Below are 26,762 nucleotides of genomic sequence, written 5' to 3'. Positions count from 1 at the left end.
AACCATGAAGACGCTGAAACTGACCTTGCGCGCGGTGTTTGCCGCCGCCTTGGTTGCCATGCTCGGCGCCTGCGGCACCTTGCCGCCGCCGCGCGAACGCCCTGCGGTCCAGGCCATGGCGGCAGATCCATCGACCAAGCTCGCGAAGATTGCGCAGGCGTCGACGCCGCCCGGCGAGCATTCGGGCTTTCGCCTCATGCCGCTCGGGGTCTATTCGCTCGATGCGCGCATCCAGCTCGCGCAGCGTGCCGAACGCTCGCTGGTGGTTCAGTACTACCAGCTCGAGAACGACGCCGTCGGCCGCTTGTTGTTGCGTTCGCTGCGCGAAGCGGCGCAGCGCGGCGTGAAGGTGCGCGTGTTGGTCGACGACCTCTACACCGCCAAGAGCCAGCAATTGCTGCTGGCCTTGTCGGAAACGCCGAATGTCGACGTGCGCCTCTACAACCCGTTTTGCTGCGCGCGCAACGGTTTGCTTTCGCGCTTCCTGGCTTCGCCTTCGGAAATCGGGCGGCTCAATCACCGCATGCACAACAAGCTGTTCATCGCCGACGGCAAGATGGCGGTGGTCGGCGGTCGCAACATTGCCGACGAGTATTTCGTGCTGAGCGAGGCGCAGAACTTCATCGACATGGATGCGCTGGCCGTCGGCAAGGTGATCCCGCAACTCGAAACCATCTTCGATGCCTACTGGAACAGTGAGCAGGTGCGGCCGATCGACGAGGTCGTGCGTTCGGACGACGGTCGTCAGCTCACCGGCGTGGACTTCGACAACTGGGTCGGCATGGCCGCGCCGCCGCCGAAGATCGAATTGCCGCCATCGGACATTCTGGGCTACGGCCCCATCGGCGAAGAACTCGACGGTGGCCGGCTCGGGCTCCTATGGGGCGAGGCGCTGGCGATCGCCGACCCGCCGAGCAAGCCTGCCTATATGACCGAGGACGAAGCCATCGCCACCAGCGTGACGATGAAGGTGTGGGGCCTGTTGCTCGAAGCGCAAAGCGAAGTCGAGCTAACCTCGCCCTATCTGGTGCCGGGCGAGAAGGGCATGGCCGCCTTCGACGATCTGCGCAAGCGCCAGGTGAAGCTCACCCTGCTGACCAACTCGCTGGCCGCCAACGACGAGCCGCTGGTGCACACCGGCTATGTGCGCTACCGGAAGCGCCTGCTGCTGAGCGGCGCCGACGTGTACGAACTGAGCCCGGAGCGCACCACCGCCGGCAAGCGCTTCGGCATGTTCGGCAAGTCGCTGGGGCGGCTCCATTCCAAGACCGCTGCCATCGACCAGCGGAAGATCTTCGTCGGCTCGATGAACCTCGATCCGCGCTCCGCCAGCCAGAACACTGAAATGGGCGTAGTGATCGATAGCCCGCAACTCGCGCGCGAGATGCTTCGCATCATCAACATCAGCAAGCTGCAGAACTCCTACCGATTGCGTCTGGCCCAACCGGCCGGGACGCTCGAATGGCTGACCACCGACGGCGAGCAGGAGATGGTGCTCACCACCGAGCCGGAATCGAGCTTCTTCAAACGCTTCTACAACTCGCTCATCGCGCCCATCGTTCCCGAGACGTTGTTGTGAACTAAAGGCTGTCTACCGCTTAGCAGAAATCTTCGATAGAGTTGATAACAATTGATACCGTTGGTAAGTAACTCTGTTTTCAAGGTGGATGCGGTGAGCAACACACGTCAAATTGTCATGCAGGTCGTCAAGCGCAACGGCGAACCGGCGCATCACGTCGAGTTCACGCTTGACGACAATTTTGCAGAGCGACTGCGTCAGCTCCGTTCGCTGGTGCCCCCGTTGACCGGGCTCAACCGAGCCCGCGACCTCGTCATCGACAAGGTGCGCGCCCGGCTGCCGGCCGCAATCTGGCGCTGCGGCGCCGGGGATGGGCAAGAGGCCAATCCGGTTGAGGGCTCGTGCATCGTGATCGCGGCCGAAGGATTCTTCAACTGCGGCGCGAAGGACAGCAAGTCCAAGGAAAAGCTGGTCACGTACACATTCCCGATCAGCCGCCTGATCGAGCTGCATGTCGAACGGCCGAGCGGCGAGACCTTCTTCATCCGGAACGGTATCTTCACCAACGACGAACCGGCGGATTCCTCGGCCGGCCGCTGGGTGGCGTTGCTGCACGAGGCCGAGCACTCGCGCTTGCCCGAAGGGCCTTCGCATTTCGACACGCTGCCGGGCGGGCCGCATTCCGATCTGCACATCCCGATCACCCAACCCGTGGCACTTGGCCGCAACTGAACTGCCATGAAACCCCTCTCGTCGTTTTTTGCAGGGGTGGTGAGCGCGGCGCTCGTCCTGGGCTGCGCGGCATCGTACGCGTTGACACACCCGAATTTCCAGAGTGCCGAACAGCTCCTGCAAGCAGCGATCGGTCACGTCCGCGGCGCGCAACAGGCCAACGGCCCGACCTTCGGAGGGCACGCCGCACGCGCCATTGAACTGATGCAGCAAGCACAGCAGGAGATCAGCATCTCCGACGAATACCACCGCGGTATTCGGTACTGAAGCCGTCACGCGCTGCGCGTAGACGCCATCAGACGTCGATGGTCGGCTTGTAGTCGTCCATCCCCACGGCCTTCCATTTGCCGAACAGCGCCATGAGCGCGACGGCCACGGCGCCTGACAGCACGACCATGCCGCACGCCGTGCCCCAGGCGTTGTCGAAGGCGCCGAACATCACGGCGCGGAAGGCCTGCACCACCCAGCTGAAGGGCAGCCAGTCGTGCACCGTGCGAAAGAAGCCCGCCGAAAGCTCGACCGGCAGCACGCCGCCACCTGCCGACAGCTGCAGCGTGAGGAGCAGCACGGTGAGGATGCGGCCGAAGTCGCCGAACACGTGGAGCATGGCCGTCAGCACCGCGAGGAACACGATCGACGCGAGCACCATCGTCACGCCGAGCGCCACGACGCGGGGCGCCTCGACGTGCAGCACCCCGATCAGCGTCGCCAGGACCAGCGCGCATTGCAGCAGCATGACCACGGCGGGCATCGTCATCTTGCCGAGCGTCTTCGACAACCGCGGATAGTGGTGGTGGTCGCTCAGCACGATGCGCATGTTGAAGATGAAACCCGCCATCACCGCGCCGATCCAGAGCGCGACCGACACCATGTTCGGGACGAACGCGCTGCCGTTGTTGGCCACCGGTGCAACCACTTCGATCTTCGGCTCGACCGAATCCGCCAGACCTTGCGCGCTGCCCTCGATGCGTGTGATCGAGGTCGGCAGAGCGGCTTCGATGGTGCGCACGCCGGTGAGGAGGCGATCGGCGCCCTGCGCCAGTTGTACGCCCCCCTGCATGAACTCGTCGAGCTTGCGGTCGTCGGGCAGCTTGCCGGCCATGGTGCGCACGCCCGCCGACAGTGCGGTCATACCGTCGGTGAGCCGGCCGACGCCGCTCTCGACCTGTGACGCGCCAGCGATCAGCATCTGGTTGCCTTCGATCGCCTGCGCGGTTCCGGCTTGCGCCTGGCCAAGGCCGGCGCGCAGCTTGTCGGCGCCCGCTGCCAACTCCGATGCGCCCGTGGAGAGCCGGTCGCCCACGAAAGGAATGCCAGCCGATTCCTTTTGCATGCGCCGGGCGCCGTCGCCCAGTTGCATCGCACCGCCGGCCAGTTGGCCGATGCCGTCGTCGATTTGCGCCAGGCCGCTGCCCAGTTCCCGTTGACCGGCGGCGACCTGTTGCGCGCCAGACTTCAGCGCGCGCAGGTCGGCGTCCGCCGGCAATTTACTGTCGATGGTGCGGATGCCGCCGTTCACCTGCTTGAAGCCGGTGCCGACTTCGCGCGCCGCGACGCTGTACTGCGCGGAGCCGCTGGCCAACATCTGGCTGCCGTCGCGCAATTGCAGCAGGCCTTGCTTTAGCTGGGTCAGGCGCTCCTGCGAGCCGGCGGCGGCGTTGAGCACCAGTCCCCAGCGCTGCTCGTTGAGCATCTCGTTGACCTGGTGGCCCAGTTCGCCGGCAAAGCGCCGCGCGAATCCGGCGGAGGTGTAGTTGTTGCCTTCGGATGTGTAGACGACGAGCTGGCCTGCGCCGCGCTGCGTCCCCGGCACGGCATTCGCGCTGAAATCGGCGGGGATCAGCAATGCGAAGGCGAGGGTGCCGCGTCGCACCTCGGCTCGCGCCGCTTCGGCGTCGGCCATCGGCCGGAAACCGAAGGCCCGCTTCTCGAGCAACGTGCGGTTGAGTTCCACGCCGACGTTCACAGTGCGGCCGAAATAGGTCACGCCCTTGTCCTCGTTGACGATCGCCACCGGCAGGTCGGCCGTGTGGCCGGCTGGGTCCCAGACGCTGGTGAGGTAGATCAGCGCATAGAGCGCCGGCACCGCGCCGATGGCGGCCATCGCGAGCAGGATGCGCGGAAAGCGCCGCACCAGCGTGAGCTCGGCACGTGCGATGGCCAGGATGCCGAGAAGAAGGGAGGAGAGGTAGCGCATGGGGCGGGCAGGATACCGCCCTTCGGCGTCAGGACCTGACCTTGACCTCGACGCGGCGCGCTTCGGCCGGCGGACCGTTGGCCTCGGTTTGCGCAGGCTTGGCCAGCTCGATCTTTTCGGCCGGCGCACCGGCCGCCTTCAGCGCTTCGCCGACCGCCACGGCGCGCTGCTTCGCAAGCTCGGCGTTCAGCGCAGGATCGCCGCTCGTGTCGTGGTAGCCGCTCACCACCACGGTGCTGCCGCTTTGCACTGCCTTGACCACGTCGGCCAGCGCCGCCCCAGCACCGGGCGCGACCTCGGCCTTGCCGGTCGCGAAATAGAACTTCACGATGCCGTCCTCGACCCTGAACGACGCGGCTTCGATGGCGGCCACCGCGCCCGACACGCTCGGCCCGGCAGGGGCCATCGCGGCGGGCGGCGCCATCACCTTGGGCGGCATCGCCGCAGCAGCATCGCCACCGTGGAACTTCACCACCAGCGGCACGATGAGCAGCGCGACGATGTTGATGATCTTGATGAGCGGATTGATCGCCGGGCCGGCGGTGTCCTTGTAGGGATCGCCGACGGTGTCGCCGGTCACGGCCGCCTTGTGCGCCTCGCTGCCCTTGCCGCCGTGGTGGCCGTCCTCGATGTATTTCTTGGCGTTGTCCCACGCACCGCCGCCGGTGCACATGCTGATCGCGACGAAGAGGCCGGTCACGATGGTGCCCATCAACAGGCCGCCGAGCGCTTTCGGGCCGAGCAGCAAGCCGACCAGAATCGGCACCACCACGGGCAGCAACGACGGGATCATCATTTCCTTGATTGCAGCGCCGGTCAACATGCTCACCGCGCGGCCGTATTCGGGCTTGCCGGTGCCGTCCATGATCCCGGGAATCTCGCGGAACTGGCGGCGCACTTCTTCGACCACTGCGCCGGCCGCGCGGCCCACGGCCTCCATCGCCATCGCGCCGAACAGGTACGGGATCATCCCGCCGATGAACAGGCCGACGATCACCATCGGGTCGCTCAGGTTGAAGTCGATCGCCAGGCCGTAGCCTTCCAGCTTGTGCGTGTAGTCGGCGAAGAGCACCAGCGCAGCGAGGCCGGCCGAGCCGATGGCGTAGCCCTTGGTCACCGCCTTGGTGGTGTTGCCGACGGCATCGAGCGGGTCGGTGATGTTGCGCACGCTGTCGGGCAGGCCCGCCATTTCGGCGATGCCGCCGGCGTTGTCGGTGATCGGGCCGTAGGCGTCGAGCGCCACCACGATGCCCGCCATCGACAACATCGACGTGGCCGCGACCGCGATGCCATACAGCCCGGCGAGCTGGTAGGAGCAGATGATCGCGATGCACACGCAGATCACCGGCCAGGCGGTGGAGCGCATCGATACGCCGAGGCCCGCGATGATGTTGGTGCCGTGCCCGGTGGTCGAGGCCTGTGCGATGTGCTGCACCGGCTTGTACTGCGTGCCGGTGTAGTACTCGGTGATCCACACCAGCGCGGCCGTCAAAGCGAGGCCGACGAAGCAGGCGCCGAACAGTTTCAACACGCTGCCGCTCGGCGCGATCGCGTTGTCCGGAATGATCCAGCTGGTGACGAACCAGAAAGCGATGAGCGACAGCACGCCCGCGACGGCCAGGCCCTTGTAGAGCGCCGGCATCACGTTCACCATGCCTGGCGACGCCTTCACGAAGAAGCACCCGATGATCGACGCAATGATCGATACGCCACCCAGCGCGAGCGGGTACAGCACCGCATTGACCGGGGCGGCCGCGACCATCAACGCGCCCAGCACCATCGTGGCGATCAGCGTCACGGCGTAGGTCTCGAACAGGTCGGCTGCCATGCCGGCGCAGTCGCCCACGTTGTCGCCCACGTTGTCGGCGATCACGGCCGGGTTGCGCGGATCGTCTTCCGGAATGCCGGCTTCGACCTTGCCCACGAGGTCGGCCCCCACGTCCGCACCCTTGGTGAAGATGCCGCCGCCGAGACGCGCGAAGATCGAGATCAGCGACGAGCCGAAGGCGAAGCCGATCAGCGGGTTCAGCAGGTTCGCGAGGTTGGCGCCCGGCGCCGCATTGCCCGCCAGGAACCAGTAGAAGCCCGTCACGCCGAGCAGGCCGAGTCCGACCACCAGCATGCCGGTGATCGCGCCACCGCGGAACGCGACATCGAGCGCCGGGCCGATGCCTTGCGTCGCGGCCTGCGCGGTGCGCACGTTGGCGCGCACCGACACGTTCATGCCGATGAACCCGCAGGCGCCCGACAACACGGCGCCGACGACGAAGCCGACGGCGGTGGTGAGGTCGAGAAAGATGCCGATCAGCAGGGCGAGCACCACGCCGACGATGGCGATGGTGCGGTACTGCTTGGCGAGGTAAGCCGCGGCGCCGGTCTGGATCGCGTCGGCGATCTCCTGCATGCGCGCGTTGCCGGGGTCTTTGGAAAGGATCCAGCTGCGCGCCCAGAAGCCGTAGCCCACGGCCACGAGGCCGCAGACGATGGCGAGGATCAGGGGGGTGTTGCCAATCATGCTTTGCATCTCCATGAAGTTTTTCTGACTTGTGGAGACGGACAGCCCTTGTCCTGCGTGCGAACTCTGCGTGCAACGCATACGGGATCTGGGTTATCCGTCGCGTTGCTTCCTCGAAGCTCTGCGCCGAAAGCGCCGAGCCGATTGGCCAACGGAGTCAATTTACAGGCAAAAGTCACGCCCTGTGTGACTGGTGAGTGACGCGGAAAGTAAAATTCGGGTTTGTCCGCATCCTCGCGAGTCCTTCGCGGTCCCTTTCCATCACTCGAACAAAAGACATGTCCTTCGACAAAGTTTCCCCCGGCAAGAACGTTCCCGACGCCTTCAATGTGGTGATCGAGATCCCGATGAACTCGGACCCGATCAAGTACGAAGTGGACAAGGAATCCGGCGCGCTGTTCGTCGACCGTTTCATGACGACGGCGATGTACTACCCCGCCAACTACGGCTACGTGCCGCAAACACTGAGCGGCGACGGCGATCCGGTCGATGTACTGGTGATCGCGCCGTATCCGCTGCTGCCGGGCGTGGTCGTGCCATGCCGGCCGCTGGGCATCCTGATGATGGAAGACGAAGCGGGCGTCGACGGCAAGGTGCTGGCCGTGCCCACCACCAAGGTGCTGCCGATCTACAGCCACTGGAAGTCGATCGACGACGTGAACCCGATGCGCCTGAAGGCCATCAGCCATTTCTTCGAGCACTACAAGGACCTGGAAGAAGGCAAGTGGGTCAAGATCCTCGGCTGGGAAGGCATCGAAGCCGCCAAAAAGGAAGTGCTTGACGGCATCGCCGCGTACAAGCCGCTCGGCGCGGCCTGATCTTCGCGAGAGGTTGAATCCGAGGCGCCTGCATCGCAAGATGCAGGCGCTTTTTGCTGGGCGATCGCTCCGAAAATACCAAATGGTTATAAAAAAGACCAGATAGTATTTAGGAGACTGATTGGTATATATTCAAACCGCACCAGTTTTTTGGTGTGACTTAATCCTCACTTTTTGGAGCCAATCATGAAGAAGACTTTGATCGCCCTTGCCCTTGCCACCGGTGCTGTGACTGCGTTTGCGCAGGACATCGTCGACACCGCCGTGAAGGCCGGAAACTTCAAGACGCTGGTCACCGCGGTGCAGGCCGCCGGACTGGTCGACACGCTGAAAGGTCCGGGCCCCTTCACCGTGTTCGCTCCGACCGACGCTGCGTTCGCCAAGGTGCCCAAGGCGCAACTCGACGCGCTGCTCGCCGACAAGGCCATGCTCACCAAGGTGCTGACGTACCACGTGGTGTCCGGCGCGGTGATGGCCAAGGACGTCAAGCCCGGCATGGTGAAGACGGTGGAAGGTGGCAGCCTCACGCTGGCCACGTCCGGCGGCGTGACGGTGAACGGTGCCAAGGTCGTGGCAGCCGACGTCAAGGCGAGCAATGGCGTGATCCACGCCATCGACACGGTTCTGATGCCGAAGTAAGGCTCAGCTTTTTTCGGTGGGTGCGAGCTTCCGCAGCTCGAGGTCGGTGAGTTTGCCCGGCACGGTGATGAGGCGCAGCACTTCGGCGTCGCTCACCTCGCCGCCGCTTGCCAGGAAGCGGATCACGCACTTGCCGACCTGCACCTCGTCGCCGTCGGCCAGGATGCAGCTGTCGACGCGTTCTCCGTTCACACGGGTGCCGTTGTTGCTTCTCAGGTCGCGCACGCGAACTTCGTCGTCGGCGCTCTCGAACACGGCGTGCGCGCGGCTCACCTCTGCGCTCTCGAGCACGAGTTCGCAGGTCGAGGCGCGCCCGACTACGAAGGGAAACTCGTTGAGGTGAATCTGCCTGGCGGCGCCTGCTTGCTGCAGGACGATAAGTCGGGGCATCGCAATCTCCGGCGGTTTGCGCGGCGGATGCTAGATCGCGCCGCGGCCCGCGTCAGTCCTTTTTGTGTATGGCGACCATATGGGTTTCGATATGGCCGGCCTTGAACGGGCTGCGTTCATCCAGATGCGCCATGTAGTTGTCGATGCCGGCGTCTTCGCGTTCCAGAAAGCGCTCGACCGCGTCCGCGAAGGACGGGTGGGCGAGCCAGTGGGCGCTGGTCGTCTTGACCGGCATCAGCGCGCGCGCCATCTTGTGTTCGCCCTGCGCGCCGCCTTCGAAGCGCTCCACGCCGTGGTCGATGCACCACTGCAGCGGCCGGTAATAGCAGGCCTCGAAATGCAGACAATCGACGCGTTCCAGCGCGCCCCAATAGCGGCCGTACGCGACTTTCGGCCCCGCGGTGCACGACACGCCCGGCTCGTCGGCGCTGAGCGCGATCAAGCTCGTCGCGATCGGCTTGCCCTCGCGCTCGGCGACGAACAGGAGCCAGGCTTGCGGCAGCGTGTCGGCCACGCGCTGGAAGAAGTCGCGCGTGAGGTAGGGCGCGTTGCCGTGCTCGCGGTAGGTGCGGGCGTAGCAGAGGTAGAAAAAATCCCAGTCGGCCGGCGTGATGTCGGCGCCGCGTGACCAGCGGAAGGTCACACCTGCATCGGCGACCTTTCGGCGCTCCTGGCGGATCTTCTTGCGCTTGTCGTGCGAGAGGCTCGCAAGGAACGCCTCGAAGTCGGCCCAGCCGCCGTGCGTCCAGTGGAACTGGACTGTGTGGCGGAGCATCAGACCGGCGTCTTCGCAGGCCTTGATGTCGTCTTCTGCACCGAACAGCAGATGCAGCGAGGACAGCGATTCCTGCTTGCACCACTGGATGAGCCCGTGCACCAACAAGGCCCGGCTCTCAGGGTCGCGCGCCAGCAGGCGTGCGCCGGGCACGGGCGTGAACGGCACCGCGACCACGGCTTTCGGGTAGTAGGAGAGGCCGTTCTGTTCGTAGGCATTGGCCCAGGCAAAGTCGAAGACGTACTCGCCGTAGGAATGGTCCTTGACGTAGACCGGGCAGGCCGCCACGAGTTGCTTGCCGCGCTTCAAGGTCACGAAGGCGGCGGTCCAGCCGCTTTCGGGCGTCGCGCTCTGGCTGTCGTGCATCGCGGCCAGGTATTCGTGCCGCATGAAAGGCGAGGGCGCCGCCTGCTGCGCGAGCAGGTCGTTCCAGGCGGCGGCATCGATGTCCGATGGCGCGGTGTGGATGTGGAGAACGAGATCGGTCAAACGCGGGATTCTGGGAGCTGTCGAGGCACCAGTTTAGAAACGAAAACGAATCAGCGTCGGCGTGCACCCAAATGTTCTGCCACCGCGATACCGCCGAGCACCAGCACGAGCGCCACCGCGTGGTACGGCGAGAGCGGTTCGCCCAGCACGATCACCGCGAGCAGCGGTCCGAAGATCGGCACCAGATTGAGGAAAACGCCGGCGCGCGAGGGGCCGATGAGTTCCACCGCACGGATGAAAGTGAGCTGCGTGACGAAGGACGGCAGCAGGCCGACGAAAGCCATCAACGCGAGGCCCGTGGCGGTCGGCACGATGAACTGCCCGCTCGCCACCTCCCAGGCCAGCAGTGGCAGCGAACTGAGGCAGGCGACGGCCGCCATCGCCGCGAAGAACACGATGCCCGGCACGGCGGGCCGCCCGCGCAGGCCCATCGTGTAGCCGGCGTAGAGCACGCAGGCGATCAAAATCCAGACGTCGCCGATGTTGAACGCGAGTTGCGCCAGCACGGCCAGGTCGCCACGCGAGGCCACCACCGCGATGCCGGCGAGCGTCAGCGCCACGCCGACGGCTTGCAGCCAACCGATGCGCGTGCGAAAGAAAAAGAGGCTGCCGACCAGCACGAGCACAGGAATCGTGCCCTGGATGATCGCGATGTTGATGGCCGTCGTGTGGTGCGCCGCGGTGTAGAAGAGCGCGTTGAAGCCGGTGAAGCCGAAGGTGCCCATCAGCACGATGCGTCGCCAGTGCGGCAACAGCGCACGCCGGTGCTGCCGGATCTGGCCGCGTGCCGTCAGCCAGAGCGCGACGCAGCAGATGACCCAGCGTCCGCCCGTCATCGCCATCGGCGACACCTCACCGACCGCCAGGCGCGCCGCGACCGCATTCGCCCCCCAGATCAGCGTGGTGAAAACGAGCAGCGCCCAGGCCTTGCGGCTGGCTTCGGTTGTGGGTGAGACCATCGTCGACGGGGTGACTGCAGACATCGCGACGAGGGTAACAGCCGGGCACGGAGCGTGCTGCGGACTGACCTGTGCCCTGCACGTCGGGCGCACGCCGCCTAACATCTTCACCATGACCTTGAAAATCGCCATTGCCCAGCTCAATTTCGTCGTCGGCGATCTCGCGGGCAACGCGCACAAGATCGTCGGCGTGGCACGCCAGGCCCACGCAGAAGGCGCCCGGCTGCTGCTCACGCCTGAGCTGTCGATCGCCGGGTATGCGGCCGAAGACCTGTTTCTTCGTCCCGCCTTCACCGAAGCATGCGATGCGGCGGTGCACGGCATCGCGGCTGCGCTGGCCGATCTGCAAGACATGTTCGTCGTGGTCGGCCATCCGCACGGCAACAGCCTGAAAAGCCGCTCGGTCGCGGTGCAGTTCCGCCACAACGCCGCGAGCGTGCTGAAGGCGGGCCGCGTCGTCGCGACCTACGCCAAGCGCGAACTTCCCAACTACCAGGTGTTCGATGAGCGCCGCTATTTCACGCCAGCACAGGACACTTGCGTGTTTGAGGTGGGCGGCATTTCCGTCGGCCTGCTGATCTGCGAAGACGCTTGGTTCGACGCGCCGGCGCAGCGCGCAAAGGACGACGGAGCCGAGGTGCTGGCGGTGATCAACGCGTCGCCGTACCACGTCGGCAAGGAAGGAGAGCGTGTCGCGCGCATGGCCGACCGCGCGCGGGCGGTGAACTTGCCGCTGGTCTACGCACACCTCGTCGGTGGACAGGACGAGGTGGTGTTCGACGGCGCGTCGTTCGTGCTGCAAGCCGACGGGCGGTTGGCGGTGCAGGCCGACAGCTTCCGGGAACAACTCGTTTTCGCAGAGGCCAAGCGCACCCAGGCCGCAATCGAATTCGTGGCGACGCCGTCCGGGATCGCCGCGCCGCGCGAGGCCGAGGCGCAACTGTGGGACGCGCTGGTGTTGGGCGTGCGCGACTACATCGGCAAGAACGGCTTTCCGGGCGCGATCCTCGGGCTCTCGGGCGGGATCGACTCGGCGCTGGTGCTGGCGATCGCGGTCGACGCGCTCGGCAAGGACCAGGTGCGCGCGGTGATGATGCCGTCGCCTTACACCGCCGACATCAGCTGGATCGACGCGCGCGACATGGCCGGGCGCATGGGCGTGCGCTACGACGAAATCTCGATCCGGGACACCTTCGAGTCGTTCAAGACGGCGCTGGCAGAAGAATTCCAGGGACGTCCGGAGGACACGGCGGAAGAAAATCTGCAGGCGCGCATCCGCGGCACGCTGCTCATGGCCCTGTCCAACAAGTTCGGCAGCATCGTGCTGACCACCGGCAACAAGAGCGAGATGGCGACCGGCTACTGCACCCTGTACGGCGACATGGCGGGTGGTTTCGCGGTCATCAAGGATCTGCTGAAGACGACGGTGTTCGCGTTGGCACGCTGGCGCAATGCGCACGATCCGTACGGCACCGGGACGGAGCCGATCCCCGAACGCATCATCACGCGCCCGCCGAGCGCCGAATTGCGGCCGGACCAGACCGATCAGGACAGCCTGCCCCCGTACGACATCCTGGACGGGATCCTGGCACGCTACATGCAAGACGACGAAGGCATCGACGAGATCATCGCGGCAGGCTACGAACGCGCGGTGGTCGAGCGGGTGGCGCGACTCATCAAGCTGAACGAGTACAAGCGGCGGCAGGCGCCGGTCGGCATCCGGGTCACCCACCGCAGCTTCGGCAAAGATTGGCGTTACCCTATCACCAGCAAGTTCAACGAAACCGCCTGAAGGCCCTACCCATGAAGCAGATCACCGCCATCGTCAAACCGTTCAAGCTCGAGGATGTGCGCGAGGCGCTGGCCGAAGTCGGCGTCACCGGGCTCACCGTCACCGAGGTCAAGGGTTTCGGCCGCCAGAAGGGGCACACGGAGCTGTACCGCGGCGCCGAATACGTGGTCGATTTCCTGCCCAAGATGAAGGTCGAGGTCGTGGTGAATACAGTCGACGTTGATCGCTGCGTCGAAGCCATCGTCAACGCTGCGCGCACCGGGAAAATCGGCGACGGCAAGATTTTCGTCACCAGCGTCGAGCGCGTCGTGCGCATCCGCACGGGCGAACTCGACGAATCTGCGATCTAGAGGTTTTCGGCGAGCCGGTCGTCCCGCGGATGTTGCGGCACCTCGGCTCGCAGCGCCGCCAGCAGCGCATGGGTGTCGGTGCCGGTCTGCACCAGGCTCATTTGCCAATCGCTCATGAAGCCCTCGCGCACGCCGTGCGCCAGGAATGCCAGCATCGTGTCGTAATAGCCGGCCACGTTCAGGATGCCGGTCGGCTTGTCGTGATAGCCCAGCTGGCGCCAGGTCCAGATCTCGAACAACTCCTCGAACGTCCCGATGCCGCCCGGCAACGCAACGAAGGCATCGGCGCGTTCGCCCATCATGGCCTTGCGCTCGTGCATCGTGTCGACGATATGGAGTTCGTCGCACAGCGTGTTGGCGAGCTCCTTGTCCACCAGCGCCTTCGGAATGATGCCCACCACGCGGCCACCTGCGGCGCGGGTGGCTTCGGCCACGGTGCCCATCAGGCCGGTGCGACCGCCGCCGTAGACGAGCTGGCCACCGTTGTGGCCGATCCATTGGCCAGCCGCGATGGCTGCCGCGGCATATTCGGGACGCTCGCCGGGACGCGAGCCGCAATACACGCAAATCGAAAATTCAGGGGTCATCCCCCGATCATGCCAAGCCTGCGTGACTCAGGCCATGAAGCGTTGCCAAAGTGCCGCCAGCCAGGTGCCGGCACACAGGAGCAACGACAGCAGCACGGCCGCGCTGCCCATGTCTTTCGCCCGCTTGGAAAGGTCGTGCCATTCCGGGCCGATCCGGTCGATCGCGGCCTCCACGGCGGTGTTGAGCAGCTCGACGATCATCACGAGCACGACCGTGCCCGCGAGCACGGCCACTTCGATCCAGCCGCGGCCCAGCCAGAGCGACAGCGGCAGCAGCACAATCGCCAGAATCGCTTCCTGGCGGAAGGCCGGCTCGTCCCAGCCGGCCCGCAGGCCCTGCAGCGAGATCAACGTGGCATGGAAAACGCGCTCGAAGCCCTTTCGGCTCTTTTGCGGATTGACGACCGGGTCGGGCAGGGCGCTCATTGGCGGCTCATGGGTTTGGAGGTGACCAGCCGGGTGCCGGCCCAGGCGTCGTGCCAGAACTGCTTTTGCGGATGAAAGCGCGACAGCAGGGCCCAGACGATCACCCAGCCGCAAATCAGCACGGCCGATTCGCCGCCCGACAGCTTGAACGGCGCGATGGCGGCGAGTGGCGGCAGAAACCAGACCCAGCTCAGGATGTAGCGCCCCAAGGCCTTGCCCTGGGTAATGGGCCGCCCGGCCGTGTCGACGATGCGGATGTTCCAGGTCTTCATGGCGAGCGTCTGGCCGTGAATCCAGAACCAGACGAAGTACACGCCGAACACCACGAACAGAAAGGCCTGCAGCAGGTGGCGGCGGTCGTCCATCGCGTTGCGCATCTGACCGAGCGTGCTGAAGAGCCAGCCGGCCATGAAGACGACGGCGAACATCAACATGCCTTCGTAGAGCCAGCAAGCCATCCGGCGCCAGAGGCCGGGGGTTGTCGCTTCCGTGACCACGTGCGCGATGCGGGCGGGGGCTGGAGGTTGATTTCGATTGGATTTTTCGGAAGAACTGGCGGTCATCGGCGGCGTGGATCAGGGCGCCGTCGAGGAGGGTTCGGTGACTTTGACCGGCGCAGCGGGCATTGTCGCAGGCGACGTAACGCGCGGCTCGGGCGGCGGCGCCAACTGGATGCGCGGCGCGTACTTGGCACCTGTCACTGGAGAGGGTACGGGTGCAAACAGCTTTTGCGCCGCAACGGGCCTGGCCGGCAACGCAGCGCCTCTGGGTCGTGCGGGTGCGCTTTCGGCGAGCGCGCGCCGCTGGTCTTCGCTAAGGGCCTGATAGGCCTCCCATTTGGCCTTGCGCTCGTCGGCCGGCAGCTGCTTGACGTCGGCGAAGTTCAGGCGGGCTTGCGCGCGCTGCTGCTGCGTGAGCGTCGCCCAACCCGTCATGCGGCTGTGCAGGACGGTTTGTTCTTCAGGCGTCATCTTCGCGTAGTTGCGGACCACGGCGAGCCATTTGCGCTTGTGCGCTGTGCTCAGGTTGTCCCACTCCGGCAAAAGCGGCTGCAGCGCCAACTGTTGCGAGAGGTTGAGTTCGGTCCAGACAGGCCGTGCCACTGCCTTGGGCGCAGAGGTGACCGCCGCTGGCGTTGCGACCCTGCCACCTTCGCCGGGCCGCTGGGCATGGGCCATGCTGCCAAAGAAGCAGACGCCGACCAGCGCTGCGCCCGCCCAAAGAAATGCGCCCGACAGAGGCGGGCGCGGGCAGATGGGCGCGAGAGCGCGTGATGAACGGCGAAATGGCATGCAGGAACGTGGGCAGTCTGGCGTCAGCGGGTGGGCGCCTTGTCGTCGTTTTTCAGGAATTGCGCGAAACCTGGATCGGTGTAGGCAGCCGTCGGCAGGTCGCCGGTGAGCAGCGCCGAATCGACTTCGGCCAACTCACTGGCGCGGTTGTCATCCTGCATGACGCTGATGGTGATGAGACCTGCCACAAGGGCGACCAGCGGCACCACCGAACCAATGCGCGTCCACCAGCCGCCACCGAGCGTGGCGGTGCCGCCGACATCGGCGACGACAACGGGTGCGGCGTGCAGCAGAGGCGCGAGCTTGCGGCGGCTGACGGCTTGCTGACGCGCCACGCGCAGGCGCTCGCCGATGTCGTGGGAAAGTTCGGCGTTGCCCTGCTCGAGCCGTGCCGTGAGACGACGGGCGAACCGGTCTTCGAGGACCGCGGAAGGGGTTGGAAGTGAAGTGTTCATAGCGAAATTCCCTTGGCCGTGAGCGCCTTGCTCAACGCATGGACGGCGCGCGAACAGTGGGTTTTGACGCTGCCTTCGGAGCAGCCCATTGCTGCAGCGGTTTCGGCGACGTCCATCTCTTCCCAGTAACGCATCAGAAAGGCCTCGCGTTGACGACCCGGCAATGCCGCGATCTCTTCTTCAATCTGGTGAAATACCTGTGCGCGCCGGGTGGTGTCTTCGGCGCTCTCCGTCTCCCTGGAGTCCGTCGGCGAAACAAAGTTCTCCAGCAGGTCGAATTCGCCGTCGTCATCGGGCGCTTCGAAGTCGCTCAGGTTGGAAAAAAGTGCGCGCCGTGTCTTTTGCCGGCGAAACCAGTCGAGCGTGCAGTTCGAAAGGATTCGTTGAAAGAGCATGGGCAACTCGTTCGGCGGCTTGTCCCCGTAATGCTCGGCCAGCTTCATCATGCTGTCCTGCACGATGTCGAGCGCGGCTTCCTCGTCACGAACGTGATAGATCGAGCGTTTGAAGGCGCGTCGTTCGACACTTTTCAGGAAGTCGGAGAGTTCTTTTTCGGTGGCCAAGCGGGTCCGGCGCGACAGGCGCCTGTGGGGAATGCAGTCTCGAGATTGCTTTGTGTTTTTGCCGCCGGGGATTATGCCTCCGCGGCCAATGTCATAATTCGCGCTGCCGTCAAAAGTCAAACGGCGAAAAGCAAACGGGTCCAGGTCCGGCGGTTTACGAGTCCGCTCATGTCCTTGGCCTCAAGTTCCGACGCGGCCTCACAAGGGTTGGCAAGGAGCACCCAAGGTTTTTCGTTCCCGAAAAAACGCCAAAGGTTCATCATGGAAATCTCGAAAGCAGAACTCGCTTCTGCAGCAGCCGCATCCTCCGGGATGGGCAATCAATCTCAAGAGCTCATGGGCGCTGAAGTGCTGGTCAAGGCACTGCAGGCCGAAGGTGTCGAATATCTGTGGGGCTATCCCGGTGGGGCGGTTCTCTACATTTACGACGCGCTCTACAAGCAAGACACCATCCAGCATGTGCTGGTGCGTCACGAACAGGCGGCCGTGCATGCAGCCGACGGGTTCGCACGGGCAACCGGCGAAGTCGGCGTGGCATTGGTCACCTCCGGCCCGGGCCTGACCAATGCAGTCACCGGCATCGCGACGGCCTACATGGATTCGATCCCGCTGGTCGTTATCAGCGGCCAGACCTCGACCGCGCAGATCGGTACCGACGCGTTCCAGGAGTGCGACACCGTCGGCATCACGCGTCCCATCGTCAAGCACAACTTCCTGGTGAAGGATGTGCGCGACATGGCGATGACGATCAAGAAGGCCTTCCACATCGCCCGCACCGGGCGTCCGGGCCCGGTGGTGATCGACATTCCGAAGGACGTGTCGTTTAAGAAAACCACCTACGCAGGCTATCCGGAGAAGGTGGAAATGCGCTCGTACAACCCGGTGCGCAGGGGCCACGGCGGACAGATTCGTAAGGCGCTGCAACTGCTGTTGAACGCCAAGCGCCCCTACATCTACACCGGCGGCGGCGTGTTGCTCGGCAACGCGTGCAACGAACTCCGCACGCTGGTCGACATGCTCGGCTACCCGGTCACGAGCACGCTGATGGGCCTGGGCGCCTATCCGGCAAGTGATCGCAAGTTTCTCGGCATGCTGGGGATGCACGGCACGGTCGAAGCCAACAACACGATGCAAAACTGCGATGTGTTGCTGGCCCTGGGCGCGCGCTTTGATGACCGAGTGATCGGCAATCCGAAGCACTTTGCTCAGAACGAACGAAAGATCATTCACGTCGACATCGATCCGTCGAGCATCTCCAAGCGCGTGAAAGTCGACATCCCGATCGTCGGCGATGTGAAGGATGTGCTGACCGAATTGATCTCCATGATCAAGGAAAGCACCACGCAGCCCGATGCTGGTGCGCTGTCCAGCTGGTGGACCACGATCGAAGCGTGGCGCAGCAAGGATTGCCTCAAGTACGACCGTGGCAACGGCGATGTGATCAAGCCGCAGTTCGTGGTGGAGACGCTCTGGAACATGACCCGGGACGCCGACACATACATCACGTCCGATGTCGGCCAACACCAGATGTGGGCGGCGCAGTACTACCGCTTCGACGAGCCGCGCCGCTGGATCAATTCCGGTGGGCTCGGCACCATGGGCGTGGGCATTCCGTATGCAATGGGGATCAAGCTGGCCAAGCCGCAGGCCGAGGTGTTCGCCATCACGGGCGAGGGCTCGGTGCAGATGTGCATCCAGGAGTTGTCCACCTGCCTGCAATACAACACACCGATCAAAATCTGCTCGCTCAACAACCGTTACCTCGGCATGGTTCGGCAGTGGCAGGAGATCGAGTATTCCGGCCGCTACAGCCACAGCTACATGGATGCGCTGCCGAATTTCGTCAAGCTGGCCGAGGCCTATGGCCATGTGGGCATGCTGATCGAACGTCCGCAAGACGTGGAGCCCGCGCTGCGTGAGGCGCGCAAGCTGAAAGATCGCACCGTGTTCATGGACTTCCGAACCGACCCGACCGAGAACGTGTTCCCGATGGTCAAGGCGGGTGCTGGCATCACCGAGATGCTGCTGGGTCCCGCCGATCTCTGATCGGCGCGACGTTTTTCTCAACTTTTTCAAGACGAATCTATTGCCCGCCGAGCCCGCGCATTACCGTGCGCAGGGGAGGGCGGCGAAAAGAGGAGTTCTTCGCTTATGAAACACATCATTGCCGTGCTGCTCGAAAACGAGCCTGGCGCACTGTCCCGCGTGGTGGGCCTGTTCTCGGCCCGCGGCTATAACATCGAATCGCTGACCGTCGCACCGACCGAAGATGCGAGCCTGTCGCGCATGACGATCGTCACCGCAGGTTCCGACGAGGTGATCGAACAGATCACCAAGCACCTGAACCGCCTGATCGAAGTGGTCAAGGTCGTCGACCTGACCGAGGGCTCGTACACCGAGCGCGAACTCATGATGGTCAAGGTGCGCGCGGTCGGCAAGGAGCGCGAAGAAATGATGCGCATGGCCGAGATCTTTCGCGGTCGCATCATCGACGTGACCGACAAGAGCTACACCATCGAGCTCACCGGCGACCACGTCAAGAACGACGCGTTCCTTGAGGCCATCGAGCGCAGCGCGATCCTCGAAACCGTGCGCACCGGCGCCAGTGGCATCGGCCGCGGCGAGCGCATCCTGCGCGTCTGAATTTCCCCCTCACCCATTTCAAACTCAACGAGTCAACGAAGGAGCATCGACATGAAGGTTTATTACGACAAGGACGCGGATCTCAGCCTCATCAAGGGCAAGACGGTCGCGATCATCGGCTACGGCTCGCAAGGCCACGCACATGCCCAGAACCTGAACGACAGCGGCGTCAAGGTTGTGGTGGGCCTGCGCAAGGGCGGCGCCTCGTGGGACAAGGTCGGCAAGGCGGGCCTGAAGGTCGCCGAAGTGGCCGATGCGGTGAAGTCGGCTGACATCGTGATGATTCTTCTGCCCGATGAGCAGATCGCCAACGTCTACAAGAACGACGTGGCGCCGCACATCAAGGAAGGCGCTTCGCTCGTCTTCGCCCATGGCTTCAACGTGCACTACGGCTTCGTGCAGCCGCGCGCCGACCTCGACGTCTGGATGGTCGCGCCCAAGGCGCCGGGCCACACGGTTCGCAGTACCTACACGCAAGGTGGCGGCGTGCCCCACCTCGTGGCCGTGCACCAGGACAAGACCGGCAAGGCGCGTGACCTCGCGCTCAGCTACGCCAGCGCCAACGGCGGCGGCAAGGCCGGCATCATCGAGACCAACTTCCGCGAAGAAACCGAGACCGACCTGTTCGGCGAGCAAGCGGTTCTGTGCGGTGGCACGGTCGAACTGATCAAGGCCGGTTTCGAGACGCTGGTGGAAGCCGGTTACGCGCCCGAAATGGCGTACTTCGAATGCCTGCACGAGCTCAAGCTGATCGTCGACCTGATCTATGAAGGCGGCATCGCCAACATGAACTACTCGATCTCGAACAATGCCGAATACGGCGAGTACGTGACAGGCCCGCGCATCATCAACGACGAGTCGAAGAAGGTGATGAAGCAGGTCCTGAAGGACATCCAGACCGGCGAATACGCCAAGAGCTTCGTGCTCGAAGCTGCGGCCGGCCAGCCCACGCTGATCAGCCGCCGCCGCCTGAATGCCGAGCATCAGATCGAAGTCGTCGGCGAAAAGCTGCGCGCGATGATGCCGTGGATCAAGAAGAACAAGCTGGTCGACCAGACCCGCAACTGACCGGTCGTCCCCCGGGACGCCAAGGGGCCACCGTTCGCGGTGGCCCTTTTTCATTGACTACACTGCGCTCCTCCAAAGGCTCACTTCATGCATGACGACACGCTCCCCGACGAGGTACAACCGCGCAAACGACGGAAGGGCATCTACATCCTGCCGAACCTGTTCACGCTGGCAGCGCTGTTCGGGGGCTTCTATTCCATCGTGATGGCCATGAACGCGCGCTTTGACATGGCTGCGCTGGGCGTGTTCGCCGCAATGGTTCTCGACAGTCTCGACGGCCGCGTCGCGCGCATGACCAACACGCAGAGCGCGTTCGGCGAGCAGATGGATTCGCTGTCGGACATGGTGTCCTTCGGGGCGGCGCCGGCGCTCATCGCCTACGAGTGGTCGCTCAAGGGTCTGGGTCGTTGGGGCTGGATCGCGGCATTCGTCTACTGCGCGTGCGCGGCATTGCGACTCGCGCGCTTCAACGTGAATACGGGCGTGGTCGACAAGCGCTGGTTCCAGGGCCTGCCGTCGCCGGCGGCTGCTGCGCTTGTCGCGGGCTTTATCTGGCTCATGACCGAATGGGGCAAGCGCGGCGGCGAAGTGCTGTATCTCTCGTGGACGAACATCACCTGGATCACGTTCGCCTTCACCTTGTACGCCGGGCTCACGATGGTGACGAACGCGCCGTTCTACAGCTTCAAGGACATCCAGATGAAGAAGAGCGTGCCGTTCGCCACGATCGTGCTGATCGCGCTGGGCATTGCGGTCATCAACATCCACCCGCCGACAGTGCTTTTCGGCGTGTTCGTGGCGTATGGGCTGAGCGGCTACATCGTCTATGCGTGGCGCAAGGCCAAGGGCCAGCAGGTGAGCATGATCAGCATGTCCACCGACGAGCCCGACGAACGGGGCCTGCACAAGTGACAGGCCCTGTGCTACATTCGCACCCCTCATGAAGAAGATTTCGCTGGCCCTACTAATCCTGCCCCACGGGCGGAGTCGGTAGCGCACGCGCGTATCCCTCACCACGGCCCGTTCGCACCAGCAACGGGCCGTTTTGTTTGGGGTTGCTGGTGATCACACCACCACAGAGAAATCGACATGTTGAAGCAACCGCAAGCCAAGTACCGCGCATCCGCACCGATCGGCCTCAAGGACCGCACCTGGCCCGACGCCGTGCTGACCAAGGCCCCGATCTGGCTGTCGACCGATCTGCGCGACGGCAACCAGGCGCTTGTCGAGCCGATGGACATCGCACGCAAGATGCGCATGTTCGAAACCCTGGTGGCGATCGGCTTCAAGGAAATCGAAATCGGTTTTCCGTCGGCCTCGCAAGTGGAGTTCGACTTCGTGCGGCGGCTCATCGATGAAGACCGTATCCCGGACGACGTGACGATCCAGGTGCTCACGCAGGCACGCGACCATCTCATCACCCGCACATTCGAGTCGCTGGAGGGTGCGCCGCGCGCGATCGTTCATCTCTACAACGCCGTGGCGCCGATCATGCGCAAGGTGGTACTGGGCATGGACGAAAACCAGATCGTCGAACTCGCGACCACGCATGCGCGCATGTTCATCCAGTGCGCAGCGCAGCAGCCCGACACCCGATGGACTTTCCAGTACTCGCCGGAAATGTTCTCGGGCACCGATCTCGCGTTCTCCAAACGCGTGGTCGATGCAGTGACGGCGATCTGGGCGCCGACGCCCGAGCGCAAGTGCATCGTGAACCTGCCATCGACGGTCGAGCACTCCACGCCGAACATCTTTGCCGACATGATCGAGTGGATGCACCGTCACCTCGAGCGTCGCGATGCGATCGTTTTGTCGGTGCACCCGCACAACGACCGTGGCACCGGAACCGCTGCCGGCGAATTTGCATTGATGGCCGGCGCAGACCGCATCGAAGGCTGTCTCTTCGGCAATGGCGAACGCACCGGCAACCTCGACCTGGTCAACGTGGCGCTCAACCTCTACACGCAGGGTGTGTCGCCGGAGCTCGACTTTTCCAACATCGACGAGATCCGCGTGACGGTGGAGCATTGCAACCAGATCGCGGTGCATCCGCGCCATCCCTACGTGGGCGACCTCGTCTACACCTCGTTCTCCGGGTCGCATCAGGATGCGATCAAGAAGGCGTTTTCGGCGCGCAAGGCGGGCGACATCTGGGACATGCCGTACCTCCCGATCGATCCGAAGGACGTAGGCCGCAGCTACGAAGCGGTGATCCGCGTGAACAGCCAATCGGGCAAGGGCGGCATGGCCTACCTGCTCGAAAGCGAATACGGCATCGAAATGCCGCGCCGCCTGCAGATGGAATTCATGCAGTCGGTGCAGCGGGTGATGGACGTGGCGGGCAAGGAACTCACTGCGGCCGACCTCTACGCCTTGTTCGAACGCGAATACGGTCTGAAAACGGTGCACGCATTGCAGCGTCGGGTGCTCGAAGCGCAGGGTGAGGGCGCCAACGCGTCGGTGGTGCTGCGCGGCGACCTGCCCTGGGAAGACGAGATTCGATCGATCGAAGGACGCGGCAATGGCCCGATCGACGCGTTCATCCACGCGCTCGCTGACGCGACGGGCCACGCCGTGCGCGTGATCGACTACCACCAGCACGCGATCGGTGCGGGCGCTGACGCCAAAGCGGCGGCGTACCTCGAAATGCGCGTCGACGAATCGCAAACCCTCTTTGGCGTGGGCATCGACGCTGACATCATTTCGGCTTCCCTGAAAGCGATCGTGTCGGGGTTGCAGCGTGCCAGGGCGCAAGGTGCGCTCAGCGCACAATCCGCAATCACGCCGGCCTGACGCGTTGCTGCGCAGGGTCGCGAAAAAACAAGGAGATCCACGATGACCGACAAACTCATTATTTTCGACACCACCTTGCGGGATGGCGAGCAATCGCCCGGTGCATCGATGACGCGCGACGAAAAAATGCGCATCGCCAAGCTGCTGGAAAAGCTCAAGGTCGACGTGATCGAAGCGGGCTTTCCGGCCAGCTCGAACGGCGACTTCGAGGCGGTGAAGGCGATTGCGAATGCCATCAAGGATTCGACGGTGTGCGGTCTCTCGCGCGCCAACGACCGCGACATCGCCCGTGCGGCCGAGGCCCTGAAGGGGGCGGCGCGTGGCCGCATCCACACCTTCATCGCGACGTCGCCCCTGCACATGGAGAAGAAGCTGCGCATGTCGCCCGACCAGGTGTTCGAGCAGGCCAAGCTGGCGGTGCGCTTCGCGCGCAACCAGGTCGGCGATGTCGAATTCAGCCCCGAAGACGGCTATCGCAGCGACATGGATTTCCTGTGCCGCGTGATCGAAGCCGTGATCGACGAGGGCGCCACCACCATCAACGTGCCCGATACCGTGGGCTACGCGATTCCGGAGCTGTACGGCACCTTCATCAAGACCCTGCGCGAGCGCGTTCCCAACAGCGACAAGGCGATCTGGTCGGTGCATTGCCACAACGACCTCGGCATGGCGGTGGCGAATTCGCTGGCGGGCGTGAAGATCGGCGGCGCGCGCCAGGTCGAATGCACCATCAACGGCCTGGGCGAGCGTGCAGGCAACTGCTCGCTCGAGGAAGTGGTGATGGCCGTCCGTACCCGCAAGGACTATTTCGGGCTCGAGATGAACATCGATCCGCAGTACATCGTCGCGGCGAGCCGCATGGTGAGCCAGACGACGGGTTTCGTGGTGCAGCCGAACAAGGCCGTGGTCGGCGCCAATGCCTTTGCGCATGCCTCGGGCATCCACCAGGACGGCGTGCTCAAGGCGCGCGACACCTATGAAATCATGCGTGCCGAGGACGTGGGCTGGGCGGCCAACAAGATCGTGCTCGGTAAGTTGAGCGGACGCAACGCGTTCAAGCAGCGTCTGATCGAGCTCGGCGTGGCAATGGTCAGCGAAGCCGACATCAACGCGGCCTTCTCGCGTTTCAAGGAGCTCGCCGACCGCAAAAGCGAGATTTTTGACGAAGACATCCTCGCGCTGGTCAGCGCGGAAGAGGTGTCCCACGTTAACGAACAGTTTGGCTTTGTTTCCCTGGCGCAGCACAGCGAAACCGGTGAGCGGCCGCAGTCTAAAGTGGTTTTCACCGTGCATGGCCAGGAGGTCACCGGTGAATCCGACGGCAACGGGCCGGTCGATGCGTCGCTCAAGGCGATCGAGGCGCATGTGAAAAGCGGGGCGGAAATGGTGCTTTATTCAGTGAATGCGATCAGCGGATCGACCGAAAGTCAGGGTGAAGTGACAGTACGGCTCCAGAATGCCGGTCGCATCGTGAATGGCGTGGGCGCGGACCCCGATATCGTGGTGGCTTCCGCCAAAGCTTATTTGAGTGCGCTCAACAAGTTACAGAGCCAAGCTGAGAGAGTGGCAGCACAAGGTTAGGTTTTCGGGCGTTCCTTTGAGTTCGATTGAACAAGGATGCGCAAGTAACTGATATTGCGTGTCTTTTTTGATTTCGATACACTGCGGTCCTTCATTGACACCGCTGGAGAGTTTTTAATGCCTGAAGCCCGTCTTCACCGAGTTTCCAGCCAGCGGTTTCTGCCCGCCTTCAAATTGATCGCCGTCGCGCTCTGCGCCACGGCGTTTTTGCTGCCCGGCGCCCACGCCGCCAAAAAGGCGGCGCCGGCTGCCAAGAAGAGCCAGGCTGTGAGCGAGTCGCGCGGCAAGAGCGCGAAGAGCGTGGCACAGGCGCCGCGCGCAGCGGCGGCCGGCAAGCGCGGCGCCAAGGCGGAGAAGGTTGCACGCGCCAACGACAAGGCCGACCGCACGGTGCGCGGTGGCCGCAACGTCGTCGCCACGGTCCGGCAAAAGAACGGCAAGACGGTTGTCGCCGTGCAGCGTCGCTCTATCGTTCGCGTCGAAACGCCGCCCGTGCTGTCTTACGGCCAGTTGGCCGGCCTGAATCACACTGAAGACGCCCTCGACCTGAAGTCGAGCGCCGTGCTGGTGATCGACCAGGACACGCGCGAAGTGCTGTTCAGCAAGAACGACCACGCCGTGCTGCCGATCGCATCGCTCACCAAGCTGATGACCGGCCTGATCGTCAGCGAAGCGCGTTTGCCAACAGAAGAACTCATCACGATTACTCAGGATGACGTCGATACCGAAAAGCACAGCCGCTCGCGCCTGATGGTCGGCTCGACGCTATCCCGTGGCGAGCTGCTGCACCTGGCGCTCATGTCCAGCGAGAACCGCGCGGCGCACGCCCTCGGCCGCACGTACCCGGGTGGTCTGGCCACTTTCGTGAGCGTGATGAACGCCAAGGCCAAGTTGCTCGGCATGAAGGACACCCGCTACGTGGAGCCCACCGGCCTCTCCAGCAACAACCAGTCGAGCGCGCAGGATCTGGCTTTGTTGGTGAACGCCGCTTCGGCCGATGCCACCGTGCGTGAACTCTCGACTTCGCCCAACTACCAGGTCGAAGTCGGCAACCGCACGCTGCAGTTCAACACCACCAACCGCCTCGTGAAGAATCCGGACTGGGACATCGGCGTGCAAAAGACCGGCTTCATCAACGAAGCAGGTCAGTGCCTGGTGATGCAGACCCGCATTGCCGGCCGCAAGCTGATCATGGTGTTCCTGGATTCGGCCGGCAAGCTCAGCCGCATCGGTGACGCGGAGCGCGTGCGTCGTTGGGTCGAAGCGACCCACATGATGGCGCCGTCGGCGCGCCAGAACATCGCCGCGACTGCGCTCGCAGGCGACTGACCCGCGCCTGTTTCGCCGCCGCCGGTCAGGCGGCCGGCGTCGCGCTGCTCGCGCTGTAGCCCAGCGCCCCCGAGATCTCGTTGGCCGTGGCTTGAAGCTTCGGCAACCAGCCATCGTCCAGTCGGTCGGCCGGTGCCGAGATCGACAGGCCGGCAACCAGCTTGCCCTGGTCGTCGTAGATGCCGGCGGCCATGCAGCGCACGCCCAGTTCCAGTTCCTCGTTGTCGCGCGCCATGCCGTATTGGCGCGCCTTCGACAGTTCGCGCTCGAGCGCCGGCAACTGTGTGATGCTGTTGCGCGTGTGGCCGGCCAGCCCGGTGCGGGTGGCGTAGGCGCGCACCCGCTGCGGATCGTCCGCGGCCAGAAAGAGCTTGCCGGTCGAGGTCAGATGCAGTGGCGCCCGCCCGCCGATCGCGCGCACCACCTGCATGCCCGAGCGTTCGCTGTACGAGCGCTCGATGTACACGATCTCGTCGCCCTGCCGCATGCTGAGATTGACCGGCTGCTGCGTCAGTTTGTGGAGCTCCCGCATCGGCGCGAGCGCCGCGTCGCGGACGTTCAGCCGGCCCTTGACCAGATTGCCCAGTTCCAGCAGCCGCATGCCGAGGCGGTAGCTGCCGGCCTCGGGCCGGTCGACGAAGCGGCCGACCGCGAGGTCGTTCAGGATGCGGTGGGTGGTCGACGGATGAAGGCCGGTTTTCTCACTGATTTCTTTCAGCGAAATCGCTTCTTCGCGGGAGGCGAGGACGTCGATCAGCGAGAACATGCGCTCGATGACCTGGATCACTGGCGTGGCGGGAACGTCGGAGGGTTTTCTCATGGCAGCTTGCGGTATGGACCGGCCGCCATT

At 64.2% G+C, this 26,762-nt stretch carries 26 protein-coding genes; 14 read left to right on the top strand and 12 right to left on the bottom strand.

Annotation, left to right across the window (positions count from 1 at the left end; genetic code table 11):
- The first annotated feature begins 4 nt into the window (after nucleotides 1–4).
- From AX767_RS20740 to AX767_RS20730, 3 genes are all read left to right on the top strand, one after another.
- Nucleotides 5–1,579, top strand: coding sequence for a phospholipase D family protein (locus AX767_RS20740; RefSeq protein ID WP_068633177.1), 1,575 nt, complete (start codon nucleotides 5–7; stop codon nucleotides 1,577–1,579).
- 117 nt (nucleotides 1,580–1,696) lie between these two features.
- Nucleotides 1,697–2,251: a hypothetical protein gene (locus AX767_RS20735; RefSeq protein ID WP_156481100.1), complete on the top strand. Its 555-nt coding sequence runs from the start codon at nucleotides 1,697–1,699 to the stop codon at nucleotides 2,249–2,251.
- A 6-nt stretch (nucleotides 2,252–2,257) separates the two neighbouring features.
- On the top strand, nucleotides 2,258–2,518 hold the full coding sequence (locus AX767_RS20730; protein ID WP_156481099.1) for a hypothetical protein: 261 nt from the start codon (nucleotides 2,258–2,260) through the stop codon (nucleotides 2,516–2,518).
- Nucleotides 2,519–2,546: 28 nt separating this feature from the next.
- Here the strand turns inward: AX767_RS20730 and AX767_RS20725 are convergent, their stop codons facing one another.
- Together AX767_RS20725 and AX767_RS20720 are read right to left on the bottom strand one after the other, a co-directional pair.
- The gene (locus tag AX767_RS20725; RefSeq protein WP_068633170.1) at nucleotides 2,547–4,448 is read right to left on the bottom strand and encodes a YhgE/Pip domain-containing protein; all 1,902 of its coding nucleotides are present in this window, start codon (nucleotides 4,446–4,448) and stop codon (nucleotides 2,547–2,549) included.
- Between the two features lie 28 nt (nucleotides 4,449–4,476).
- Nucleotides 4,477–6,963: a sodium-translocating pyrophosphatase gene (locus AX767_RS20720; RefSeq protein WP_156481145.1), complete on the bottom strand. Its 2,487-nt coding sequence runs from the start codon at nucleotides 6,961–6,963 to the stop codon at nucleotides 4,477–4,479.
- A gap of 278 nt (nucleotides 6,964–7,241) precedes the next feature.
- On the opposite strand from AX767_RS20720, the gene ppa reads away from it, so the two are divergent.
- Together ppa and AX767_RS20710 are read left to right on the top strand one after the other, a co-directional pair.
- Nucleotides 7,242–7,781, top strand: a complete 540-nt coding sequence (gene ppa / locus AX767_RS20715) for an inorganic diphosphatase (RefSeq protein ID WP_068633166.1) — start codon at nucleotides 7,242–7,244, stop codon at nucleotides 7,779–7,781.
- A 186-nt stretch (nucleotides 7,782–7,967) separates the two neighbouring features.
- Nucleotides 7,968–8,420: a fasciclin domain-containing protein gene (locus AX767_RS20710; RefSeq protein WP_068633164.1), complete on the top strand. Its 453-nt coding sequence runs from the start codon at nucleotides 7,968–7,970 to the stop codon at nucleotides 8,418–8,420.
- Between the two features lie 3 nt (nucleotides 8,421–8,423).
- Here the strand turns inward: AX767_RS20710 and AX767_RS20705 are convergent, their stop codons facing one another.
- The 3 genes from AX767_RS20705 to AX767_RS20695 are packed head-to-tail and all read right to left on the bottom strand — an operon-like array spanning nucleotide 8,424 to nucleotide 11,033.
- On the bottom strand, nucleotides 8,424–8,810 hold the full coding sequence (locus AX767_RS20705) for an FHA domain-containing protein (protein ID WP_068633162.1): 387 nt from the start codon (nucleotides 8,808–8,810) through the stop codon (nucleotides 8,424–8,426).
- A 52-nt stretch (nucleotides 8,811–8,862) separates the two neighbouring features.
- Nucleotides 8,863–10,074, bottom strand: coding sequence for a GNAT family N-acetyltransferase (locus AX767_RS20700; protein ID WP_068633160.1), 1,212 nt, complete (start codon nucleotides 10,072–10,074; stop codon nucleotides 8,863–8,865).
- Nucleotides 10,075–10,124: 50 nt separating this feature from the next.
- A complete protein-coding gene (locus tag AX767_RS20695) occupies nucleotides 10,125–11,033 on the bottom strand; it encodes a DMT family transporter (RefSeq protein WP_237288511.1) in 909 nt (302 codons plus the stop codon).
- A gap of 112 nt (nucleotides 11,034–11,145) precedes the next feature.
- Between AX767_RS20695 and AX767_RS20690 the strand changes: the two genes are divergently transcribed.
- Both AX767_RS20690 and AX767_RS20685 read left to right on the top strand, forming a co-directional pair.
- The gene (locus tag AX767_RS20690) at nucleotides 11,146–12,825 is read left to right on the top strand and encodes an NAD+ synthase (protein ID WP_068633157.1); all 1,680 of its coding nucleotides are present in this window, start codon (nucleotides 11,146–11,148) and stop codon (nucleotides 12,823–12,825) included.
- Nucleotides 12,826–12,836: 11 nt separating this feature from the next.
- Complete coding sequence (locus AX767_RS20685; protein WP_068633155.1) at nucleotides 12,837–13,175, top strand: P-II family nitrogen regulator; 339 nt, start codon at nucleotides 12,837–12,839, stop codon at nucleotides 13,173–13,175.
- Here the strand turns inward: AX767_RS20685 and AX767_RS20680 are convergent.
- The 6 genes from AX767_RS20680 to AX767_RS20655 form a co-directional block, all read right to left on the bottom strand.
- Nucleotides 13,172–13,762 (bottom strand): TIGR00730 family Rossman fold protein, encoded by a 591-nt coding sequence (locus tag AX767_RS20680; protein ID WP_068633153.1) that lies wholly within the window; start codon nucleotides 13,760–13,762, stop codon nucleotides 13,172–13,174. The genes AX767_RS20685 and AX767_RS20680 overlap by 4 nt on opposite strands.
- Nucleotides 13,763–13,789: 27 nt before the next feature.
- On the bottom strand, nucleotides 13,790–14,188 hold the full coding sequence (locus AX767_RS20675) for a diacylglycerol kinase (protein ID WP_068633151.1): 399 nt from the start codon (nucleotides 14,186–14,188) through the stop codon (nucleotides 13,790–13,792).
- Nucleotides 14,185–14,751, bottom strand: coding sequence for an RDD family protein (locus AX767_RS21475; RefSeq protein WP_068633149.1), 567 nt, complete (start codon nucleotides 14,749–14,751; stop codon nucleotides 14,185–14,187). The genes AX767_RS20675 and AX767_RS21475 overlap by 4 nt, the downstream gene beginning before the upstream one ends.
- Nucleotides 14,752–14,763: 12 nt before the next feature.
- Nucleotides 14,764–15,291, bottom strand: coding sequence for a DUF3106 domain-containing protein (locus AX767_RS20665; RefSeq protein ID WP_168164846.1), 528 nt, complete (start codon nucleotides 15,289–15,291; stop codon nucleotides 14,764–14,766).
- A 212-nt stretch (nucleotides 15,292–15,503) separates the two neighbouring features.
- Nucleotides 15,504–15,935, bottom strand: coding sequence for a DUF3619 family protein (locus AX767_RS20660; RefSeq protein WP_068633144.1), 432 nt, complete (start codon nucleotides 15,933–15,935; stop codon nucleotides 15,504–15,506).
- Nucleotides 15,932–16,498 carry an RNA polymerase sigma factor gene (locus AX767_RS20655; protein ID WP_068633142.1) on the bottom strand — a complete coding sequence of 189 codons (567 nt, stop codon included), beginning with the start codon at nucleotides 16,496–16,498 and terminating at the stop codon, nucleotides 15,932–15,934. Before AX767_RS20655 ends, AX767_RS20660 begins: the two co-directional genes overlap by 4 nt.
- A gap of 261 nt (nucleotides 16,499–16,759) precedes the next feature.
- On the opposite strand from AX767_RS20655, the gene AX767_RS20650 reads away from it, so the two are divergent.
- The 7 genes from AX767_RS20650 (at nucleotide 16,760) to AX767_RS20620 (ending at nucleotide 25,912) form a co-directional block, all read left to right on the top strand.
- The gene (locus AX767_RS20650) at nucleotides 16,760–18,544 is read left to right on the top strand and encodes an acetolactate synthase 3 catalytic subunit (protein ID WP_068633140.1); all 1,785 of its coding nucleotides are present in this window, start codon (nucleotides 16,760–16,762) and stop codon (nucleotides 18,542–18,544) included.
- Between the two features lie 105 nt (nucleotides 18,545–18,649).
- Nucleotides 18,650–19,141: an acetolactate synthase small subunit gene (gene ilvN / locus AX767_RS20645; RefSeq protein WP_068633138.1), complete on the top strand. Its 492-nt coding sequence runs from the start codon at nucleotides 18,650–18,652 to the stop codon at nucleotides 19,139–19,141.
- Between the two features lie 51 nt (nucleotides 19,142–19,192).
- Nucleotides 19,193–20,209 (top strand): ketol-acid reductoisomerase, encoded by a 1,017-nt coding sequence (gene ilvC, locus AX767_RS20640; RefSeq protein WP_068633136.1) that lies wholly within the window; start codon nucleotides 19,193–19,195, stop codon nucleotides 20,207–20,209.
- Nucleotides 20,210–20,296: 87 nt separating this feature from the next.
- A complete protein-coding gene (gene pssA / locus AX767_RS20635) occupies nucleotides 20,297–21,121 on the top strand; it encodes a CDP-diacylglycerol--serine O-phosphatidyltransferase (RefSeq protein ID WP_068633135.1) in 825 nt (274 codons plus the stop codon).
- Between the two features lie 177 nt (nucleotides 21,122–21,298).
- The gene (gene leuA, locus AX767_RS20630) at nucleotides 21,299–23,002 is read left to right on the top strand and encodes a 2-isopropylmalate synthase (RefSeq protein ID WP_068633133.1); all 1,704 of its coding nucleotides are present in this window, start codon (nucleotides 21,299–21,301) and stop codon (nucleotides 23,000–23,002) included.
- A gap of 42 nt (nucleotides 23,003–23,044) precedes the next feature.
- Nucleotides 23,045–24,583 (top strand): 2-isopropylmalate synthase, encoded by a 1,539-nt coding sequence (locus AX767_RS20625; RefSeq protein WP_068633131.1) that lies wholly within the window; start codon nucleotides 23,045–23,047, stop codon nucleotides 24,581–24,583.
- A 117-nt stretch (nucleotides 24,584–24,700) separates the two neighbouring features.
- Complete coding sequence (locus tag AX767_RS20620; RefSeq protein ID WP_068633129.1) at nucleotides 24,701–25,912, top strand: serine hydrolase; 1,212 nt, start codon at nucleotides 24,701–24,703, stop codon at nucleotides 25,910–25,912.
- Between the two features lie 25 nt (nucleotides 25,913–25,937).
- Here AX767_RS20620 and AX767_RS20615 read toward each other — a convergent pair whose 3' ends face one another.
- Nucleotides 25,938–26,732: an IclR family transcriptional regulator gene (locus tag AX767_RS20615; RefSeq protein WP_068633127.1), complete on the bottom strand. Its 795-nt coding sequence runs from the start codon at nucleotides 26,730–26,732 to the stop codon at nucleotides 25,938–25,940.
- Between the last annotated feature and the right edge of the window lie 30 nt (nucleotides 26,733–26,762).

Source organism: Variovorax sp. PAMC 28711 (genome assembly GCF_001577265.1).
In the GTDB taxonomy this organism is placed as follows: Bacteria; Pseudomonadota; Gammaproteobacteria; order Burkholderiales; family Burkholderiaceae_C; genus Variovorax.
This window is presented reverse-complemented; position numbering and strand designations above follow the sequence as displayed.

What these genes read in the sequence shown, in the direction of transcription:
- AX767_RS20740 (WP_068633177.1), top strand. Translation starts at nt 5, where the DNA reads ATGAAGACGCTGAAACTGACCTTGCGCGCGGTGTTTGCCGCCGCCTTG.
- AX767_RS20735 (WP_156481100.1), top strand. Translation starts at nt 1,697, where the DNA reads ATGCAGGTCGTCAAGCGCAACGGCGAACCGGCGCATCACGTCGAGTTC.
- AX767_RS20730 (WP_156481099.1), top strand. Translation starts at nt 2,258, where the DNA reads ATGAAACCCCTCTCGTCGTTTTTTGCAGGGGTGGTGAGCGCGGCGCTC.
- AX767_RS20725 (WP_068633170.1), bottom strand. Translation starts at nt 4,448, where the DNA reads ATGCGCTACCTCTCCTCCCTTCTTCTCGGCATCCTGGCCATCGCACGT.
- AX767_RS20720 (WP_156481145.1), bottom strand. Translation starts at nt 6,963, where the DNA reads ATGATTGGCAACACCCCCCTGATCCTCGCCATCGTCTGCGGCCTCGTG.
- ppa (WP_068633166.1), top strand. Translation starts at nt 7,242, where the DNA reads ATGTCCTTCGACAAAGTTTCCCCCGGCAAGAACGTTCCCGACGCCTTC.
- AX767_RS20710 (WP_068633164.1), top strand. Translation starts at nt 7,968, where the DNA reads ATGAAGAAGACTTTGATCGCCCTTGCCCTTGCCACCGGTGCTGTGACT.
- AX767_RS20705 (WP_068633162.1), bottom strand. Translation starts at nt 8,810, where the DNA reads ATGCCCCGACTTATCGTCCTGCAGCAAGCAGGCGCCGCCAGGCAGATT.
- AX767_RS20695 (WP_237288511.1), bottom strand. Translation starts at nt 11,033, where the DNA reads ATGGTCTCACCCACAACCGAAGCCAGCCGCAAGGCCTGGGCGCTGCTC.
- AX767_RS20690 (WP_068633157.1), top strand. Translation starts at nt 11,146, where the DNA reads ATGACCTTGAAAATCGCCATTGCCCAGCTCAATTTCGTCGTCGGCGAT.
- AX767_RS20685 (WP_068633155.1), top strand. Translation starts at nt 12,837, where the DNA reads ATGAAGCAGATCACCGCCATCGTCAAACCGTTCAAGCTCGAGGATGTG.
- AX767_RS20680 (WP_068633153.1), bottom strand. Translation starts at nt 13,762, where the DNA reads ATGACCCCTGAATTTTCGATTTGCGTGTATTGCGGCTCGCGTCCCGGC.
- AX767_RS20675 (WP_068633151.1), bottom strand. Translation starts at nt 14,188, where the DNA reads ATGAGCGCCCTGCCCGACCCGGTCGTCAATCCGCAAAAGAGCCGAAAG.
- AX767_RS21475 (WP_068633149.1), bottom strand. Translation starts at nt 14,751, where the DNA reads ATGACCGCCAGTTCTTCCGAAAAATCCAATCGAAATCAACCTCCAGCC.
- AX767_RS20660 (WP_068633144.1), bottom strand. Translation starts at nt 15,935, where the DNA reads ATGAACACTTCACTTCCAACCCCTTCCGCGGTCCTCGAAGACCGGTTC.
- AX767_RS20650 (WP_068633140.1), top strand. Translation starts at nt 16,760, where the DNA reads ATGGAAATCTCGAAAGCAGAACTCGCTTCTGCAGCAGCCGCATCCTCC.
- ilvN (WP_068633138.1), top strand. Translation starts at nt 18,650, where the DNA reads ATGAAACACATCATTGCCGTGCTGCTCGAAAACGAGCCTGGCGCACTG.
- ilvC (WP_068633136.1), top strand. Translation starts at nt 19,193, where the DNA reads ATGAAGGTTTATTACGACAAGGACGCGGATCTCAGCCTCATCAAGGGC.
- pssA (WP_068633135.1), top strand. Translation starts at nt 20,297, where the DNA reads ATGCATGACGACACGCTCCCCGACGAGGTACAACCGCGCAAACGACGG.
- leuA (WP_068633133.1), top strand. Translation starts at nt 21,299, where the DNA reads ATGTTGAAGCAACCGCAAGCCAAGTACCGCGCATCCGCACCGATCGGC.
- AX767_RS20625 (WP_068633131.1), top strand. Translation starts at nt 23,045, where the DNA reads ATGACCGACAAACTCATTATTTTCGACACCACCTTGCGGGATGGCGAG.
- AX767_RS20620 (WP_068633129.1), top strand. Translation starts at nt 24,701, where the DNA reads ATGCCTGAAGCCCGTCTTCACCGAGTTTCCAGCCAGCGGTTTCTGCCC.
- AX767_RS20615 (WP_068633127.1), bottom strand. Translation starts at nt 26,732, where the DNA reads ATGAGAAAACCCTCCGACGTTCCCGCCACGCCAGTGATCCAGGTCATC.